Origin of the sequence: Donghicola mangrovi (assembly GCF_013377535.1) — a bacterium.
Lineage (GTDB): Bacteria > Pseudomonadota > Alphaproteobacteria > Rhodobacterales > Rhodobacteraceae > Donghicola > Donghicola mangrovi.
Genome location: NZ_JABCJE010000014.1, coordinates 64,557 through 83,126 on the forward strand (window position 1 = coordinate 64,557; position 18,570 = coordinate 83,126).

At 59.8% G+C, this 18,570-nt stretch carries 16 protein-coding genes and 1 pseudogene; 7 read left to right on the top strand and 10 right to left on the bottom strand.

All coding sequences use genetic code 11. From position 1 onward, the window contains the following. Positions 1-70: 70 nt before the first annotated feature. From HJ536_RS18735 to HJ536_RS18745, 3 genes are all read right to left on the bottom strand, one after another. A complete protein-coding gene (locus HJ536_RS18735) occupies positions 71-1,972 on the bottom strand; it encodes a TRAP transporter permease (protein WP_177158932.1) in 1,902 nt (633 codons plus the stop codon). A 65-nt stretch (positions 1,973-2,037) separates the two neighbouring features. After that, a complete protein-coding gene (locus HJ536_RS18740) occupies positions 2,038-3,039 on the bottom strand; it encodes a TAXI family TRAP transporter solute-binding subunit (protein ID WP_177158933.1) in 1,002 nt (333 codons plus the stop codon). Positions 3,040-3,097: 58 nt separating this feature from the next. Beyond that, complete coding sequence (locus HJ536_RS18745) at positions 3,098-4,042, bottom strand: dihydrodipicolinate synthase family protein (protein ID WP_177158934.1); 945 nt, start codon at positions 4,040-4,042, stop codon at positions 3,098-3,100. Positions 4,043-4,164: 122 nt separating this feature from the next. Between HJ536_RS18745 and HJ536_RS18750 the strand changes: the two genes are divergently transcribed. Beyond that, positions 4,165-5,196, top strand: coding sequence for a LacI family DNA-binding transcriptional regulator (locus tag HJ536_RS18750; RefSeq protein ID WP_177158935.1), 1,032 nt, complete (start codon positions 4,165-4,167; stop codon positions 5,194-5,196). 158 nt (positions 5,197-5,354) lie between these two features. Here the strand turns inward: HJ536_RS18750 and HJ536_RS18755 are convergent, their stop codons facing one another. Continuing rightward, entirely contained in the window at positions 5,355-5,987 is a 633-nt protein-coding gene (locus HJ536_RS18755; RefSeq protein WP_177158936.1) for a tyrosine-type recombinase/integrase, read from the bottom strand. A gap of 190 nt (positions 5,988-6,177) precedes the next feature. On the opposite strand from HJ536_RS18755, the pseudogene HJ536_RS21275 reads away from it, so the two are divergent. Further along, positions 6,178-6,324 (top strand): annotated as a pseudogene (locus HJ536_RS21275) (ClbS/DfsB family four-helix bundle protein); the annotation flags it as partial. A 63-nt stretch (positions 6,325-6,387) separates the two neighbouring features. On the opposite strand, the gene HJ536_RS18760 reads toward HJ536_RS21275, so the two are convergent. Then, the gene (locus HJ536_RS18760) at positions 6,388-7,095 is read right to left on the bottom strand and encodes an IS6 family transposase (RefSeq protein WP_177158937.1); all 708 of its coding nucleotides are present in this window, start codon (positions 7,093-7,095) and stop codon (positions 6,388-6,390) included. Positions 7,096-7,647: 552 nt separating this feature from the next. Here HJ536_RS18760 and HJ536_RS18765 point away from each other — a divergent pair. Continuing rightward, on the top strand, positions 7,648-7,929 hold the full coding sequence (locus tag HJ536_RS18765; protein WP_177158938.1) for a WGR domain-containing protein: 282 nt from the start codon (positions 7,648-7,650) through the stop codon (positions 7,927-7,929). Positions 7,930-8,053: 124 nt separating this feature from the next. Here HJ536_RS18765 and HJ536_RS18770 read toward each other — a convergent pair whose 3' ends face one another. From HJ536_RS18770 to HJ536_RS18780, 4 genes are all read right to left on the bottom strand, one after another. Continuing rightward, complete coding sequence (locus tag HJ536_RS18770; RefSeq protein ID WP_146135006.1) at positions 8,054-8,398, bottom strand: phosphoglycerate kinase; 345 nt, start codon at positions 8,396-8,398, stop codon at positions 8,054-8,056. A gap of 629 nt (positions 8,399-9,027) precedes the next feature. Beyond that, positions 9,028-9,366, bottom strand: coding sequence for a hypothetical protein (locus HJ536_RS18775; protein WP_177158939.1), 339 nt, complete (start codon positions 9,364-9,366; stop codon positions 9,028-9,030). 1,161 nt (positions 9,367-10,527) lie between these two features. After that, complete coding sequence (locus tag HJ536_RS21280; RefSeq protein WP_420811101.1) at positions 10,528-11,040, bottom strand: plasmid mobilization protein; 513 nt, start codon at positions 11,038-11,040, stop codon at positions 10,528-10,530. Positions 11,041-11,312: 272 nt separating this feature from the next. Then, a complete protein-coding gene (locus HJ536_RS18780; protein ID WP_228028814.1) occupies positions 11,313-11,480 on the bottom strand; it encodes a ribbon-helix-helix protein, CopG family in 168 nt (55 codons plus the stop codon). Positions 11,481-11,607: 127 nt separating this feature from the next. Between HJ536_RS18780 and HJ536_RS18785 the strand changes: the two genes are divergently transcribed. The 4 genes from HJ536_RS18785 (at position 11,608) to HJ536_RS18800 (ending at position 16,586) form a co-directional block, all read left to right on the top strand. Then, on the top strand, positions 11,608-12,129 hold the full coding sequence (locus tag HJ536_RS18785; RefSeq protein WP_177158940.1) for a hypothetical protein: 522 nt from the start codon (positions 11,608-11,610) through the stop codon (positions 12,127-12,129). A gap of 117 nt (positions 12,130-12,246) precedes the next feature. After that, complete coding sequence (locus tag HJ536_RS18790) at positions 12,247-13,197, top strand: GIY-YIG nuclease family protein (RefSeq protein ID WP_177158941.1); 951 nt, start codon at positions 12,247-12,249, stop codon at positions 13,195-13,197. Positions 13,198-13,307: 110 nt separating this feature from the next. Further along, positions 13,308-15,326 carry an AAA family ATPase gene (locus HJ536_RS18795; protein WP_177158942.1) on the top strand — a complete coding sequence of 673 codons (2,019 nt, stop codon included), beginning with the start codon at positions 13,308-13,310 and terminating at the stop codon, positions 15,324-15,326. Between the two features lie 66 nt (positions 15,327-15,392). Continuing rightward, positions 15,393-16,586, top strand: a complete 1,194-nt coding sequence (locus HJ536_RS18800) for a Fic family protein (protein WP_177158943.1) — start codon at positions 15,393-15,395, stop codon at positions 16,584-16,586. A 344-nt stretch (positions 16,587-16,930) separates the two neighbouring features. Here HJ536_RS18800 and HJ536_RS18805 read toward each other — a convergent pair whose 3' ends face one another. After that, positions 16,931-17,608, bottom strand: a complete 678-nt coding sequence (locus HJ536_RS18805; protein WP_177158944.1) for a DNA-binding protein — start codon at positions 17,606-17,608, stop codon at positions 16,931-16,933. Between the last annotated feature and the right edge of the window lie 962 nt (positions 17,609-18,570).

An 18,570-nucleotide genomic window follows, 5' to 3' on the forward strand; every position in this document is an offset into this window, starting at 1 on the left:
CAAGAGGGTCAGAGATTTCCGAGCAAACAAATACGGCCCACCCGACAGGCATCGGGCGGGCCGCGGGGATTTATGTTCCGCTAAAGGCAACGCGGTTGAGGCGCGTGTCGGGGAGCTTCGCGCACATCACCAGCAGCAGCACACAACCCCATCCCACAAGCAGCCCGCCAAGCCAGACTATAGATCCAGACGGGGCGATCACCGCACACAGGCCTGCCAAACCGATCACCGCACGGCTTGGCATGGCAAGTGGACGAATGCACCATCCGCCAAAGGCCACGGCCCACAGAGATGTCGCGACCATCAAGCCGACAGCGCTGAGAGCGATCTGGCCATAGGAACCTTGCCACAGGATTCCGGTGTCGAACACGAAGCCAAAGGGCACGAAGAACGCTACTAGGCTCAGGCCGAACGCGGACATGCTGGTTTTCACCGTTGAGGCCTGCCCGACCGCAGCCGCTGCGAAAGAGGCTAGTGCAACGGGCGGAGTTACCATCGACAGCACGCAGTAGTAGAAGATAAAGAAATGCGCCGCCAAAGGTTCGACCCCAAGGTTCTGGATCGCCGGAACGAATAGGACCGCCCCGATGATATAGGCCGCCACCGTGGGCAGGCCCATGCCCATGACGATGCACCCGACCATAGCCAAGGTTAGCGAAGCATATATCGACCCCTCGGACAGGGACATCAGCGATCCGGCAAACTTCAGTGCCAGATTGGATTGAACGGCCACAGCAATGACTAGGCCGATGGCGGCAATCGGTACCGCGACTTCAGCGGCTTGCTTGGGGGCGTCGCGGAAGGCCTCGGCCAGTTCGGCCCGACCGATCCAAGTGCCCTTGCGCAAGAACGGCACCACCAACGACACGACCGATGCGATGACCGCCGAGTAGCTGGCCGAGAACCCCTTCACCAGCAGAACCACCAGCAGGATCGGCGGAATGATCAGATGCAGGCGGGGCAGGATGGGATCGGTGGCGGCGATTTCTTCTTCTGTCAGGGCGCGGATGCCGTCACGGCGTGCTCCAAGATCAACCACCAGAAGCAGTGCCAGATAGAACGCCAGAGCGGGGATCAGGCCGGCCAAGGCCAGCTTGGCGTAGGGCATTCCCAACATCTCTGCCATGATAAAGGCAGCAACCCCCATCACCGGTGGCATCAACTGCCCTCCGGTCGAGGCGATGGCCTCGATCCCGGCGGCGCGGTGGTCGGGGATGCCTGTGCGCTTCATCAGGGGAATGGTGAACACGCCAGTGGACACCACGTTCGCCACTGCCGACCCCGAGATCGAGCCCATCAGAGAAGAGCCGATGATCGCAGCCTTGGCCGTACCGCCTGTTGCGCGACCCGCCAGCCGGATGGCCAGGTCGATGAACAACTGCCCGCCGCCAACAGCGCCATAAAACGCGCCAAAGAGGATGAAGTAGAAGATGAAGCTGACCGAGGTCGAAGTGGTCACCCCCAGCACGCCGGCTGTGGACATGGTGCTGATCTCGATCGCGGCTTCAGGGCCGAAGCCGCGGAAGCCGATCCAGCCGGGCAACAGATTTCCCCAGAAGGCGTAGGCGATGAACACCGCCAGCACATAGACTAGGATCATGCCGACTGCGCGCCGTGCCCCCTCTAGCAGCAGGGCGACAAGAGCGGTGCCCGCCACGATGTCCTGCAACAGAACGGGGTCAACATTCTCCATGCGCGTGGTCAGGCGGGGATATTCGATCAGGTAATAGGCGCTGACGCCGATGCTGGCCGCGATCAGGATCAGTTCGATCATGGTGCGGGCCCAGACGGGCAGCGGCCCGCCAAGGGGCTTGTACAAAATCAGCAACACCATCGCGAGCCCCAGATGGACGGGGCGTTCGAAAAGGGGCTGTTGGGGTGCGTAAAGGATCCAGCATTGAAAGGCGACAAACGCCACGCCAATGGCAAAGGCCGTGTGGCGCGCAGCCGGATTTAACTGTCCTGCGGACATAGACTCCTCCCGGGGATGTGCAGGTCAAGGATGGGCGGCGGCTCGGGGGCCGCCAGCCCTGTGCGTCACTTCAGAATGCCGGCTTCGCGGAAATACCGCTCGGCACCCGGATGCAGGGGGATGCCCGTGTTGGACGGGTCTGCCGCGGCGGCTGGATCGAACCGCGCAAACGCCCCGTGCGAGGCCTTGAGCGCATCTGCGTTCTCGATCAGGGCCTTGGTGATCTGATAGGCGGTTTCCTCGTCCAGATCAGCGTTCGCGATCAGAACAGTCCCAAGGTTTGCACCGCTGGTTGCGGCGGTTTGTCCTTCGAACCAGGGGCCGTAGGTGCCGATTTCAAGGCCCAGTTCAGCGGCGTGTGCCGCCATTCCGTCAGGCAGATCAAGGAAGGAAACAGGGGTGGTCAGGGCAACCTCGGTGATCGTGGGGTGCCCTTTGATCATGGTATCGATGTAGATATCTGCGTTGCCGTTGCGGATCATATCGGCGATCTGGCCGGTATCCACCTGAATGATGTCGCCGCCATTAGCCTTGATCTGTTCAGCACTGGTACCCGCGGCCGCAAAGATCATGTCGGCCACAGGAACTGCCGAAGACCCCACCGGCTTCATCAGCACGCGGATCGGTTTGTCCGAGGCCACAATGTCGTCCAGATCGTTGCTGCCTGCGCCTTCAAGAAAGGCATTGCGCGCCAGCACACCCACATAAACATCGTTCAACCCGCCAACCAACGCCCGAATATCGGGGGCCGAACGGCCCTCGTAGACATCGGCGCCCTCATGGGCCCAGATCGCAGTGGCCACGTTGGACAGAGCAATCTCGGCGTTGCCGCCCTGCACGATCAGGGGGTTTGCCACCCCGCCACCACGGGCGATCACCTCGACCGAGTTAGCCCCCAGAATGGGCTCGATGATCTGTTCAAGGGTCGCGGCGAACACATACCACGACGATCCTTCGCGCATTGCGCCAATCCGAACGTCCTGCGCGTGCAGAGCGCCAGCGGTGGCCAGTGCGCAGGTGGCGGTCAGCGCAACGGTGCGCAACCCCTTCACCAAGTAATCAAACATTAGTCTCTCCTCCCTGTTTTGCGAATATGCCCCCGCATCGGCTGCGGGGGCAATCTGATCATTCGGCGGCCAGCAGACCGGCATCCACACGGCCGATACCCGCCGCGTCAAAGGCAGCGAAAATCTCGGCTTCGGCAGCTGCGCCAAGGTTCTTGAGGGGCTCACGGATGGTTGCGTGATCCAGCACACCGCGCTTCACCAGACCAAGTTTCAGGGCGACGGTGCCTTCCATGTGCGAACCGCGATGGTAAACAGCCTGGGTTACGGGCAGCAGCTGTTCGAAGATGCGGCGCGCTTCAGGGTAGTCCTGAGCCTTGCCTGCCTTGATCAGATCGATCAGCAGTTCGGGCGCGATGTTGCCGTAACCGACCAGCAGGCCGTCCACGTCGAACATGGTGGGCAGCAGCCATTCGTCATGGCACGACAGCACTTGCAGATCGGGCTGAGCGTTCTTCAGCGCGGGGATCTCGACGTACCAGCGCTTCATGTTGCGCACGCCATTTTTGGTGGCCACGCAACCCTCTTGGGCGGCGATCTCTAGCTGGGTGTCCAGATCGTAGGACGCTTTGGTCGCATCGGGGTACTGGAACAGAATGGTCTGAAGGCCGCCCTCTTCGTAGATCGCCTTGTAGCGATCCTGCGGCGCACCTTTCTGGAAGCCAAAGCGCAGCCAGCCGTGGTTCGGATAAACCAGAGCACCAGTCGCGCCAGCGTCGTAGGAGCGCTTGGCCTCTTCGGCGGCAACCTTGGTGCCTTCGCCGGTAATGCCCGCGATGATCGGCACATCGACTGCGTCCGCATAGGCGCGGATCAGTTCCAGACGCTCTTCGGTGGTCAGGAAGGTGCCTTCGCCAGCATGGCCCAGAATAACCAACGACTTCACGTCATCAAACGACGCCAGCCATTTTGCCAGACGCACGTTGGCCTCGATATCCAACGAGCCGTCTTTGTTGAAAACCGTAACGGGGGCGGGGTTCAGGCCGCGCAGGTCCATCGGTGTCATGTTCGATTCTCCTCCAAATGGGAACGATATTGGGAACGTTCCCAAAAATGCATTGCAGAAGGCGCGTGTCAAGTGCTAGAAATCTGATAACGATAACGAGGCACCACGCAGGGAGGCGCAGCATGGCACAGGATGACGGGACCAAAGCCCCCGCAGGACGGGTCACGATCCTGGACGTGGCGCGTGCTGCGGGCGTGTCAAAGTCCAGCGTTTCAAGGTTCTTGGACGAACGCCTGCCCAAGTCACAAAGCGAAACCGCCAAGCGTGTCCGCAAGGTCGCAGAGGAGCTTGGCTATGTGCGGGACGTCTCCGCCGCCAGCCTGCGCCGTGGGAAGACGGGGATGATCGGGGTGATTGTACCGCGTTTGACAGACACGGTTATGGCCATGCTCTACGAGGCATTGCAGCGTGCCGCCGCCCGCCGCCAGCACTTTGCCATCGTGGCCACAACCGACGACACCCCGGAGGCCGCGCGCATCGCCGCCGAAACCCTGCTGCAACGGGGCGTGGACGGGCTGGTCCTTTCAACCGCCCGTACCGAAGACCCCCTGATTGCGGAACTGGCGCAACGGGGCGTGGCCCATGTTCTAGCTGTGCGCACCGACGGGAAAAGCCTGTCCTCGGTCGGAGATGACGAGATGGGAGGCTATCTGGCGACGCGCCATCTGATCGATCTGGGGCACCGGAAGATCGGACTGATCGGGGGCCCGTCCTATGCCTCTAGCGCGTTGGGGCGGTTGGCGGGGTACAAGCGCGCCCTGACCGAAGCGGGCCTGCCCGTGGACCCTGCGTTGATGGTCGAGGCCAGCTTCAGCATCACCAGCGGGGCGGATGCCGCACGGACATTGCTGGCCCGGAACGAGGGACTGACAGGGCTGTTCGCTGTAAACGACAACACGGCGATCGGTGCCTTGTCTGCCATCCACGAGGCGGGCTTATCGGTCCCAGAGGATATTTCCCTAGTCGGTTATAATGACATCCCGATCACTGCAAAACTGCCGGTTCCGCTGACCACTGTCCACGTCCCCTTTGACCAGATCGCGACCGAAGCGCTGGAGATTTTGCTGGCTGACGAACCCGATACGGACAACATCCGCAAGGCAATGCCTACCCTGATTCCTCGGAAATCAACGCGGGCGATAAAACAGGCTTAGTTGATTAAGCCGGCTGTCTTTCGCTGCTAAGATCACTGCATCTTTTAATGCCTTGGTGATCATCGAACCAAGTTTTACCACCACACTTTGGCAAGACATTCATGCCGCTTTCCACAGTAGACCGTAGAGGGCCGCCCTTGTCATGGCGGCCCTTCCATTCAAATCTCAACAGCCTCTGCGATGGTTAGGGCATCTTCTAGCTCGACACCGAGGTAGCGCACAGTGCTGTCCATCTTCGTATGACCCAACAAAAGCTGGACCGCGCGCAGGTTGCCGGTTTTGCGGTATATCTGCGCCACCTTGGTCCGCCGCATGGAGTGGGTGCCGTAGGCGCTCGGCTCTAGACCGATCGAGGTCACCCATTCGCGCACCAGACGAGCGTACTGCCTAGTCGAAATATGCAGACGCTCATGAAAGCGGCCCGGCCATAAATGTTCCGACCCAATCATCAGGGGATCCTCGAGCCAAGTAGCGACGGCTTTCCGCGTCCCCTCGGTGATTTCGAAGCTGACAGGTTTCCGGGTCTTGCTCTGGATGATTGAAGCGCGGTGCTTAACCTGTCCGGCTGCATAGACGTCGGCGACCTTCAGCTTCACCAGATCGCAGCCCCGCAACTTGCTGTCTATGGCGAGATTGAAAAGCGCCAGCTCTCGTATCTTCTGAGCAATCTCTAGGCGAACCCGGATCGCCCATACGTGTTTCGGTGCAAGCGGTCGCTTCTGACCGACGATGCGCCCCTTGTTCCAGGCAGGACGGCATGCGCGAATAGCAGGTAGGTTTGTAGTTGGCATAGTGGTTCCTCCGATCCACCACGCCCGCCACATCCTCGGCCGCTTGCCGATATCCGATCATACCACCCTCGCTGCAATTAAAGGCGATCAAGTCGGGCGAAGCCTGCTGCGCTGCCGCATGGCCGCTTCCGAGCCCAAGCCCCAAACGATACGGACTTATATATAAATCTGCTTCTGGTAGTATTCTGGCATGGTTATTCCAACCACAAAAGACGAGTTGATCTCAGCGATCAACAAGCGTTTCGCAAAGCTTGACGCGGCCTTGGATGCTGTGCCGCTCGATATTGCGGACGAAAAAAGCATGGAAGGTCATGCGAAAGACACGATGATGAGCGTCAATAATCTCGTGGGCACCGTAAAGTTAACCGGCCAAGCACAAAAACTGGACCGGCTGCGGTGTTCATGCGGCTTCGAGTCGAGCGATGTCGCGCCACGCCTCCATGGCGGCGGCACGAAGTTCGCGAAAATCTGCGGATGTCATTTCGTGGCGAGGCAGGTGAAACAAGTTGGCAATTGGGTCATGGATGGAAGCGAAGCGCTGTAATTGCCGGGCGGATTTGAAGCGTTTCATAACGCGCTCGCGCCTTCGGGTCGATTGGTGTGAGTTTTCAGCCCGGTTATTCAAACCCTTGTGTGAGCGATGCTCGACCCCCGGCATGATCTGGCGCTTCGCCGCCGGGTATGAGCGAAGTTTGTCAGTGACCAGAACCCGTGGCGGATGGCCCTGTCGTGTCAAAAGCCTGCGCATCAGGCGCAGGGCAGCCCGCCGGTCGCGGCGGGCTTGAACCAGCACATCCAGCACGAAGCCCTCCTGATCGACGGCCCGCCAAAGCCAGTGCTTGCGGCCCCCGATTGAGATGACAACTTCGTCCAGATGCCACTTGTCGCCGAGTTTGCCAGCCGAACGGCGACGGATCGTCTTCGCGAATTCCCGCCCGAATTTTTCGGCCCATGCCCGCACCGTCTGGTGCGACACGATAATGCCGCGCTCGGCCAGAAGGTCTTCAACCATCCGCAGGCTCAGGGGGAAACGGAAATACAGCCAGACAGCATGGGCAATCACGTCGGGCGGGAAACGGTGGCGGCGATAGAGGCGAGCGTCGGTCATACCGCTATGTCACATTTTACACGGGCAATCGCATTAACTTTACGGTGCCCCCTCGGTTGCTCTCCCACCTTCCTTCGCGGCCATAGCAATTCTCCCTTTATCTGAGTTGCATGACATGCCGCGCAGGAAAAAATACCGGCGCCTGCCCCTTTCGATCCGCCTTGCGTGCGGTCGGGCCTTGGCTGATCGCCAGATTGCTCGGGCAGCCTGCAATCTAACAAAGTCAACGCGACGAATATGGTGGACCAAGCATCATGCGCAAGGTCGCCTTCATGGATCATGGATCATGGGGGCCGCATGCGCTCTTTTGCTATCTGCTAAAGCCGCTGAAACGCCTTATTGCGACAGGGCTCAGAGGAAGGGCACCGTGACCGCCGTTCGATGCAGAAGTGTCGGCCTCGTGCTGAATATCAGAAACAGCGCTTAAATTTGGGATGGTATGCCATTTTGAAGATGGGCTCCCGTCTACCATCACGGCCCTGAATCGAATGCGATGATTGGATTCAGGAATTGAATTGGACTGAGCTGGGGCAGGGGGACATACTCTATGCCATGCCACAGAGCCCTGCACCTCTTCACCTGACCCGTCGCGACCCATCGTGCAATATGTCGCGGTTTTATGCGCTGTCTATAGAGCCGACTTTGTTTGGAGAGGTCATGTTGATCCGGACTTGGGGTCGTATCGGCAGTAATGGGCAGATGAAACTGCAGACATTCTCTCAGCTTGAGGAGGCGTCTGCTGCTTTGAACGAGCTTCGTCGTCAAAAACTCAAACGCGGGTATCGCGCTGAGGGTGACATCGCCGATGCGCAGTTTTCCGACGTCGCACGATAGCACGAGCCTCGGCTGAGACCGGACTACTGGCCGCCTGCCGAGGTTCTCTTGGTTGAAGGATCCTGTCCTCAACGAAGCATCTCCGAGAGCGCCAGAACGCTCTCGTGATCGTTTTGGCGTTCTTCTACCAGGAGGATGTATAGAGAACGCTATACCCGTCAGCGAGGGCTTTGCGGGCCAGTGTGACGAATTCTAGATCCCCAAGTATCTCGGTCTCGTCAGGGATGTCGAAATAAAGTCCAGCCGTTTCCAGCAGGGGGCTTGCTTTGATAATTATATGAAGCACGTCCAGGTCTTGAGCGTTCAGTACCACGGTCGCGCCATTGAACATCCGATCCGTGCCGCCTTTCATGAAATATAGCTCTTTCATCCATGCGTGCAGGCCGTGGTGTCTGCGCCACGAATAGAGGTCTTCGACTTCTACAGGGTTGCAATCGGCCTCGCCTGCGAGGGGCTCTTTGGTGATCATTGCGTGCATATCCAGACCCAAATTTGACTCCGCTGTTTTGTCTGCCAAATGCGGGGTGATCCCCGCTCTGGACGAGTTGCCTCTATCTCGTCAGTTTCAATATAAGGGCTGTTTTTTCAGAAGACTCGCGCGTCCTGAGAGTTATCCACATAGGAGTCTTGGCCGGTGTAGGAGCTCGGTCCATCGCCGTCGCAGCACGGGTACGTCCGGCTGTAGCATTCGTGAATTCTGTCTTAAAACGCGTCGTGACAGCGCAATGACCGACTGGGTGCTAAGGCTCAAAACCTCAAAGAAGATCTCAGTTTTGTCGCGCGCCGTTGTCGCTGGCGATCCCTCCCTGCGGCGCGCGCCAGCCTGTCGCCGCCCCGCAGGTCTGAGACAGACACGGTGCAGGCGATCCGAGTTCTACCGAGGACTCTCCGCCGCGCCTTTGAGGGATGTGGGTGCGGGTTTTCGCAACGTGCTGGCAACACGCGCTTCCCATTTAGCGTCTGGAGAGTAATCAGTAACTGGAACCCACACCGCACGATGACCGGCCCGAACAGAGATCCCCTCATTCCCTGCTGCATCTGATCCCCAAGCTAGGGTGCAGGCCCCAACACATTTACGTGCCAGACGTCCGACTTCTCTCAGCCATCGGCCTCGGCTCCAACGGGCTGGAACAACAGATCCAGCTGCGCGTCCAATCGGACCTGACGGTAGATCACCTCGTCGAGCAGCGTTCCGATCCGGTCCTCGACGAGGGCCAAATCCGAACGGGAGGGTGCTTCGGCGAGTTTCGGCACCGCTTGGGTCAGGTTCTCGGCCGCCGATGTCATCGCGCGCTCGATCTGGGAAATGTCGATCAGAAACTGATCCAGCCTGTCGGCGAGGGGATGGCCCTCGCGGTCGAGCATTTGGCGCAGCAGGTCGATCAGGGTTTCTATCCGGGAAAGGAGGTGTGGGTCTTGGGGTGTTGTACTGGTCATTGAGTTTGTTCAGCTGTGCAACGATGGCGCGGAGGCCATTTGTGGGGTGTTTCAGGAGGGTTTCCGCGAGCCAGTGAGACTGGATAACGAGGCGAGCACGGGCGGAGATGCGCTCCAATGCGCGCATCAGGATCTCGCGCGGCGATCCTGCAGGGCGCGTGCTGCTCAGAAACTGCATTGGGTCGGGCGGATCGACCCAGCTCCAAGCGCGGAGGCGCCGATTTGCCTCCCAGCGCCGCGCAATGGCCTCATCAAGGCGCGTCGTGGCCTCCAGGATTTCAAATTGCCTTGCGCGGATGGCGTCGAATGGATCGATCGCGGTGTCCTCGCCGCCGCTCAGGGCGGCACCGGTAAACGTTACATGTGGCCCGGGTCCGATAAGGGGGCCGCAGGTGAGGTCGCGCCGGCTTTGACTGGTCACGCCCCAATTGTGGCAGGCGAGCCCCGCGTTGAGCCGCGCGACGATCTCATCGCGATCTCCCTCGGTGTCGCGGGCGGCGGCGCGGCAGAGGCGCCAAGCCTGGAACCAAGGCGCACTTAGATCGAATCCGCGTGCCCCAGCGGATTTGGCGCGGCGGAGTTCTGCGGCTTCGGCCACCATCCAACTCGGGGCCGACAGCCACTGCCGGCGCAGGGGGTCTCGGGGATCTGCCCATCCGACATGGTCATTGAGCACATCGACCAGAGCATTCCACCCCGCCCGGCTGGCGGCCGTGGGAGGGTTCGGGTTCACCGCATAGAGCCGCGCGCCTGGCATGCCCGCGGCTCTGGGGAAAACGATGCTGAGTTCGACACGGCCTGTATGGGTCTGAGCCGTGACCAAGATCGGCGGTCGCGCCCGCGCGGGGATGCCGCAATAGGCAAATGCGATACAAAGCTCAGCGGCTGACTGTAGCATCCTTCGCACCTCAGGATCGCCGTTTCGGAAAGCGTCAACGCGGATGTCTTCCTGCGCAAAACTTAGCGTTGCGACCGCGTATCGGCACCGGAACGGGAGCGCATTGGTGTACTGAGTCACCAGCTGCGCATTGCCAGAGAGGGTTTCAGGTGCGGGGCTCCGAACCACAGAATGAGGGCGTCCGGCGAGCGGTTTGGTGACCCGTGGCGCAGTGAGATAATCGACCGCCGCGCGGACATCGTTTTTGCCGTGGGGTGACCAGGTCAGGAGCATGAAACCGCCTCATCAGCTCTCCGCTCTGCCAGTGCGGACTGCAGAACCGCGTCAAGCAGTGCCGAGACCTCCGTCATTCCGGTCGCTATAGTGGCTGCGTCTGTGTCGCGGTCAAACCGGGCTTGGTCCGCAATTTCTGCGAGCAGCCCATGACACGCGGTCAAGAGGCGAATGACCTCTGTCCGCTGGGGGGCCGGCGCCAAGAGCTTCCGCGACTGTGTCGATTGCACGACGAATGCCGACACCGACAATTGTGCCCGGGCCGCTGCGGATTGCACGCGAGACCATTCTTCGTCTGTGGCATGTATCCTGCGGCCCTTGGTTGGGGCATCCCGATGATATCTATGGCTCATGGTCGCTGCCTCGATTACGGGCCCGCCGGGGGACCCTTGCTGTTCACGCCGTCGAACTGAACGCCCGTGGCAGAAATAACATCGCACGACCTGCGTCCGCCGCAGCGTCATCCGCGCGTGGAACTGTGGACAAGAGGAGCCACCCGCCATCCATCGAGAACGGTATCGGCCTTTATTTTAGGGGGGAGGACAGATGTCTAAGGGCCGCGCAGCACATCTAAAAAAATTGCCAGGCTCCGCCCTTGAGAACCAAGCACCACCAACTCGAGATGGCAGTGCATAAAGTTTTTGAAGGATTTTTCAGATTTGGAATCAGGACCATCCCCGCGGAATACGGTCACACTTCAAGGGTAAAGGGTGTCCCTCAGAGTGACAGGTCTCTCAGACCGACAGCGGGAGACCGGGCGTTGTCATCATGCCGCTTATTCGCCGATCTCGTGCTGATCGAGCCACTCGGTGATCATGCGCCGGATGATTTCCGGGCGCGTCGGTAGATCCGGCGCCTGGCGCCGCGCCTCATCGATCCTTGCGAGCAACTCGGCGCTCATGCGGACCATTTGCGGCTCCATGACATCTCTTTTCGCGGACATGACGAATTTCTCCTCAGCAAGGCTTGCGAAATCATGTAATCGCGATTACATTGTAACTGCGGGACGGTCAAGTGCGCCAACACTCAGCCGCCCCTAACCACACGCAAACCTGGATGAGAGGTTCACCATGGCTACTGCCGTTGCTATCACGCGCCCTGCGCAAACGAAATCCACACGAGACTATAGCGCACATATTTTGCGCCGGAATTTTCTCCAACTGCTGACTGACCTCGACACGGCGACCGCAGCCGAGCTCGAACTGACCTGGGCCTCCGAAGGCCTGCCCGGGGGTATGGGCGATCCTGCGGTCTCTAAATATTTGCGCGAGTCAGAGTCGGCCTGGGACCGGGTGACCGACTGTCTGGCGGCGACCACTGCAGCGGCGACAGGCGTTGGAAACTGCTGCGTCCTCCGCAAAATGACCTATTGTCTCCGTTCGGTTCTCTCCGCCGAGTCTGCTGGCGAATTTGACCGCGAAATTGCCGCGGCGCGCCGGTTGATCGCCGAGACCTGCATCCTGCCCAACGCCTCCGTCGCGGACCGGGATTTTTTCACAGTTCTGCAGGCGGTCGCGGCGCGTCTCGACGGCCTCGATAGCCTTGATCTTTTCCGATCGGGCGCACCTGACCCGCAGCCCAATCTGCACTGAGCTAGGTCCGGGTGGTCCTCTGAACAGTGTGACCGCCCTTATTGGTCCAAAGCCGCCCATTTCGAGTGCGCCCATCGCGGGCGCACCCATTGGTCATGTTTTTTCAGGAAATTTCAAATGCCCCTCGTTCACTATTCGCGGCGCTCTCGCCGCGCACCTGCGCATGTCGCACACATCCTCATTGACCACCGTCTTGCGAAACCGTCCTGGCACTGCCTGGCCAGCCAACACGGGTACCGCTATTTTGGACGGGACCCAAAAATTCGGGCGCAGGTCTATCTGCGTTGCCTCTCCTGCGACGGCGTCATGGCGGTGCATACCCATGTGCTCAGGACGGCGCGGCCGGAATGCACCTCCTGTTATCTCAGGGCGATGGCGCGAGAAGCCACCGCTGCAGGACTGGAATTTCTCCGGCCCTGCCCACACGACAGCCATCGCGGGATTTACCGCGCGTCCTGCGGACATGAGGTCTCGCGCCAACGGGTGTTTGTCCAGAAAATCGGGGCTGGCAAGGTCGCGCTCCGCTGCGAAACCTGTTTGGAAAATAGAAATGCCGCTGAGGCGCGAAAACATGGCTGGATCCTGCTCGGCGCGCCGTCGAACGGCGATCCCAACTATCGCCGGTATCTCCACCATGGATGTAGCCACCAACAGGATATCACCGTTGGCAACATGCTCTCGGGGCGATTTGCCTGTCATAGCTGCTCCGAAGGTTGGCTGTCGGATACCAGTTATATCTATCTCGATTATTTTGAGCTGCCGGATGGGGCCGGGGAGTTCGTCAAAGTCGGCATGAGCCGGCGGCCGGAGGCGCGCCTGCGACACCAGTTTGATCTGGCCGATGGCGTCCATGCGGAGGTGCTGGAGAAAATTCGGTTCGACACCGGTGCAAAGGCCCTCAGAGCGGAGAAACAAATCCACAAAACTCTGCGAGATGCGCATCCCGAGTGGGTGGTCAGCGCGGAGGAACTCGATTGGATCGGGGTCACGTCCGAGATCTACCGGATCGAGGCGCTGCCGCGCATTCGCAAGCTTTTCGCCGATTTGAGAGCCCGCACAGAGGCTTAAAGCTTGCCGATCCCTGCATGCTGTCTCCGTCAGGCGCGCCTGACGGAGACCCCTCCACTTTGCGCATTGGAGCAAAATTTATGTCATCGCCCTCCCACCCGATTCGGTTCATGCGCCGCGTTCTGCCGGACATGGTGAACCCGCCAGACAGCGGATTGGTGCTGCAACCGGTCGGAAAAATGCTCATGGCGGCACGGTTCCTCACGGCAATTGGCACACCTGGGGCCGCGCGTGCGCTGGATACACCAATGACCGTCACCCTCCTCTGTCATGAGGATAGCGAGGTGCGGGTCCATTTCGCCTCTGCCGCGGAAGCTGTTTTTGCCGCCCTGTCTGACGGTGTGGCCCGCAATCTGATGGCAGATCTCTGCGTGGTCACGTTTGAAGGTTCGGGAGGCCGCGACCAGAGACACCTGAGCAAACAATTTCACGCAGCGCTCGACACGGCCCTCCTCCAAGGCAAAGCGGTGGTCGCAGTCGTTCGGGATGAGGGGGATCTCTCAGATGCGGCGCGCATCCTCGTGTCCGAAACCTACGATCTGCCCCCGGTCTCTGGCACTATGGTGTCCGAGGTCATGCGCGCCCTCGGGTATCCTTCCTCGCGCAAACTGGCAGCGCGCTTGTCGGAGGCGGACGATGCCATTGCATGCCTGCCAGGCGCGGCGATCATTGGGGCACTGCGGCTTGAGACAGCCGGTGGTATGGTCCGCACGATCCTGAACGCAGCCCGCCGCCTCAAGGGACCGGAAAAACCCGATCTGACCCTCGAGGATCTGCATCTCTCCGATGAACTCGAGGGGCATTTGCGTGGCATCGTTGCCGACCTCAATGGGTGGCGGGCTGGCGCGGTGGCATGGGACGATGTCTCCTGCAGTACGCTGCTCTATGGCCCGCCCGGTTGCGGGAAAACTTCCGTTGCCCAAGCACTTGCAGGTTCTGCAGGGCTGCGTTTTGTCAGCGCAACCTATGCCGAGGCGCAAGCCGCAGGCTCTTTGTCAGACTATTTCGCCGCGATGGAGCGACGGGCCAGAGAAGCCATCGCCCACGCGCCGAGCCTGTTTTTTGTCGATGAGATCGATTCATTGCCAGACCGATCGGCTCAGGGTGGGCACAATGAATCCTATGTGACTGCGGTAGTTAATCATGCGCTGGAGCTGTTTACGCGGCTTCATCGGACACCCGGTGTTGTGGTGATGGCGGCCAGTAACCACATCTCTAAAATCGATCCCGCACTGATCCGCGCCGGGCGCCTCGACACACATTTCTATGTGGGTCTCCCGGATCGTGCGGGCATCGAAACGATCCTCCGAAAACGTCTGGCCTCCGCCGGAGCAGATCTTGATCTCGCCGCCATGAGCCGTTTGCTGGTGGGCCAATCAGGGGCCGATGTTGTCACTGCGGCGACCAAAGCCCGCGCGATTGCGCGCCGCGCAGGCCGTCCGATCTCGGATGCGGATCTGATGCAGGCCATTGGTGAGAATAGGCGGACCGTTCCCGAGGTGCCATTGGAGAGGATTGCGCTCCATGAGGCTGGCCATGCGGTTGTCCGCGCGGCGGTCGGTCTCCCACCGCCGGAGCGCGCGATTGTCTCTGCGCGAGAGGCGCATGTCGTCTCCACGCCCCCATTGACGCTTGGCCCGCGCGAAGTGGAGCAGTTGATGGCGACCCTACTCGGAGGGCGCGCCGCGGAGATGCTGATCTTGGGAACCTCTTCATCGGGGGCAGAGACGGACATCGCTCAGGCGACAGAGTTGGCACTCGCGGCGGAAACCCGGCTCTGTGTGGGTGCCATTATGCCCGTCTATTTGCCGTATTCGACTGACCGACCGCAGACATGGCCGTCGGAAATTCATACGGCCGTTCGAAAACGAATGTCCGTGGCGCAGAAACTCGCATTCCAAGCCGTGCGGCGGAATGAAATGGTCCTGCGGGCGCTGGCGGATGCCCTGCTCGCGGCGCGCGAACTCAATGCGGCGGATCTGGAACAGTTGCTGCGATCCGTGGTCCATGTGCCGCTCCCGTCGGATCGGGCGCCAGCGCTCCCCGTGGAGCTGTTCGCAGGCGACACTGCATCTGACCCAGCAGAGCAGACCTCCGACGCTCGGACCCCACCAGAGCGCGCCCCTTGAAATTACGGTGCAACAGGGGAGCAGCCCTGCGCTGTTGCACCGCTCGGCAGAACGAGGATGACCAACATGGCATTTGAAACCCCCGCCCGTTTGGAGCCCTGCGGCCTAGAGGAGACGGTCCCGAGCGCGCTCTTGGCATTGGTCCATGAACTCCAGTCTGCAGCAAAAGACCTCGGGACGTGGCTGAATACCGGCGTTGCGGCGGAGCTGCGCCTGATGATGCGTATCGCGAATGCGCAGCATTCGAACCGCATCGAGGGGCGCATTGCTAAGCCCACCGATATCGAGCGGGCGCTGGCAGGCCGATGGGCCGATGTGGAACACCCGGACATGGTTCAGGAAGTCATCGCCCACGTTCATGTGCAGTCTTGGGTTGATGCGCAGGCGGTTGAGGGCACACTGCCCGCACCGACATCCGCAGCGTTTATTCAGGAATTGCACAGGCGTCTCTACGATCGGATGCCCCCCACGCTGCGTGTTGCCGAGCACGGGCATCTCAGCCGCGAGATCTTGCCCGGGATATTCCGAGGTGCAGGCCACGATGTGACGGTTGGTGCCCACATGCCACCCTCCGGACATCGGATCGCGGCGTTCATGGCATATTTCGAGCGCCGCTATAGTGGTCTCACCCGCGGAACCACCGGACGCTGTCTCGTAATCCCAGCTGCGCATCATCGGCTCAGCTACATCCATCCATTCGACGATGGCAACGGGCGCGTCTGCCGTTTGATGACCCATGCCATGATCCATGCCGCCGAACTCGATGGGCAGGGTCTCTGGTCGGTCAGCCGAGGCCTGGCGCGGGGACTTGAGGACTCCGCTGAGTACAAACAGCGTCTCGCGGCGGCTGACCAGCCGCGTCGCGGCGATCGTGACGGGCGAGGAAATTTGTCTTTGGCGATGCTCGAGAGTTTCACCTTGTGGTTTCTGCAGGTGATGCTGGCCGAAATCCGGTTTGCGACCGCTCTTTTCGATCCGGCCGCTCTTGCTGCGCGATATGGGGGGCTCCTCCGCGATCTCTATCCCGAGCGCCATCAACTCCCTCGTCTTGTCGACCTGGTCCTGCGTCAGGGCGAGGTGACACGCGATCAGATCCACTCCGTGCTTGATCCACCCGTGAGTGTGGCCCGATCGGATATCGACTGCCTCATAGATGCAGGTCTGTTGAAATCGACCAGCCCGGTGGCGCCCCTCCGGTTGGCGTGCCCGCTCGCCTATCACGAGCGCCTATTCCCCCATCTGTTTTATGACGAAGCATGACTGTGTGTTCTCGAAGACCCTCCTCTTTCAGAAAAGTTTCCCATTGCCACGGCAGAGGTCGCTCTGGTTTTGGCAAAGTGCTCCAGGGAGACATGAACAGGGTGGCAGTTGCCCAGAAGGGCCGGGCTGGTTGAATACTCTCATGTGCGCGAGACGCTGGTGCTCCGGCATCTGTGTCAGGCCCGCTGTGGCAGCGGCGGCTCCGTTGGCCCGGGCAGTACCGTCGATCAGAAACCTCATCCCTCGCGTCCGTCCTGGCGGTACTATCGCGGCTTGTTCGATACTGCGCTATGCACCGCGCCGTCAGGATGCAAAGGACATCAATCACGGTGCTCCCCCTGCGCCTACCCCGCTTCGGCGAGTGGGCCTACGCGGTCGAGAACGCGATGTGCAAAGCTCTCAAACTGTACCCGGTAACGATCCGCCGTTTTCTGCGCCTCCTCAAGGCGCGCCACGAGCGACCTCTCGCGTTCTGTCCACGTCGCCTTACCGGCCTCGAAGACAGTCTCTGCGGCTTGAATTTTTGCAGCCGCCTCGGACAGCCCCTCGTCATGGCGGGCCTGCATCTCGTCCATCGCCGCTTCCAAGGCCTCAAGCGACGCAAGTTTTTGATCCGCTGTGGCGAGACGTTCCGCCAGAGCATGGCGTTCGTCTGACAGCCGGGCATTCTCCTCAATTTGCATTTCGAGCTGGGTCTGCAGAGCGGCCCTGTCAGCGCTGAGAGCATCGAGCTCGGCCCGCACATCCGAGAGTTCGGCGCCATTTTTTGCCACGGCCTCAGACCACATCTGGTTGAGGTTCGACAGGCCAGCGATCAAGAATTCGTCGGGCAGGTCGAATGCCGCCATGGCACGATCATCGCGCGCAGAGAGCTCCGACAGAAGCGCACCAATGGCGCCAGTATTGCCGCCACAGGTTTGGTGGATCAGGCTCACAGTCGGTTTTTTCCCGGCCTGTAGCGCTTGCTGGCGAGCCAAGTTGACGTCCTCCATGTTGAGAGTTTTCGTGTTGTTGTTCGACATTTGCCTGCTCCGCTTCTGTTGCTCTAGGCGACGTAAGAGCCGCAAAAATTTCCCGCTAGAGCGCCTGGACAAGTTTTTTCGGGAAAGCTGCGTTTTTTTTCGCGGGGGCTGGGGCGCGTTCGTAAAAAGGCGAACTCATGGTCCGACCCGCCTGATTTTTGCCTTAGGTGCCCCGGAAATCGGCACGTTTGCCCGTCAATATCTATGAATTATGCAAGTTCCGGTCGGTGCGACGCCTCGAAACACCCTGGTTTTATTGGGGTTTGAGCGCGCCCAAGCGCGCTTTCAAGAATGTTGCACAGGCCGAAATGGTACCTCGGAACGCTTAAGTATTTGTTAAATATTGGAAATCTTCATCAGAAAACGCCGCGCCTCAGACCCTGCAACAATAATATCTAATAAATACAGGTACTTAAGATATGTTGCATGTTGCGCGCGGATGTATAGCTCCCTGCGCGTGTGTAGGTGCGTGCGTGTATGTGTATGTAAGGACATATATCTATTTCTCTGTTACATGGTATAGATAGATAGAAAGATCTTTAGATTTCAGTGCTTTAGGCGTGTTGCAGCACTCGCAACAAACTGTAAAAAGTGTTACACTGTTGTTTTTACTGAATAATAATCATCAAAAAATGGCAAAACGCCGGGGGGAAGCCGGATTTCAGCGTAAAACCCTCTGTAATAGGCTCAAAACATATAAACTTCGGAATGTGTTTTGAGCTTGGAGTCTTGTCGGTTTACCACAAAAACTTCGACGACTTTGAATGCTGGCTCCGGCATTCAGCTCTCATACTCTAGACGCGATCGTGACGAGGCCAAGGATGAGGGGCATCGGAAATGCCTGTTACTTTACATGGGATGCTCCGCGTATAGACGCTTGTAAATAAAATCTCAAACAGCATGTTTCGTGGATCGTGGATCGTGGATCGTGGATCGTGGATCGTGGATCGTGGATCGTGGAT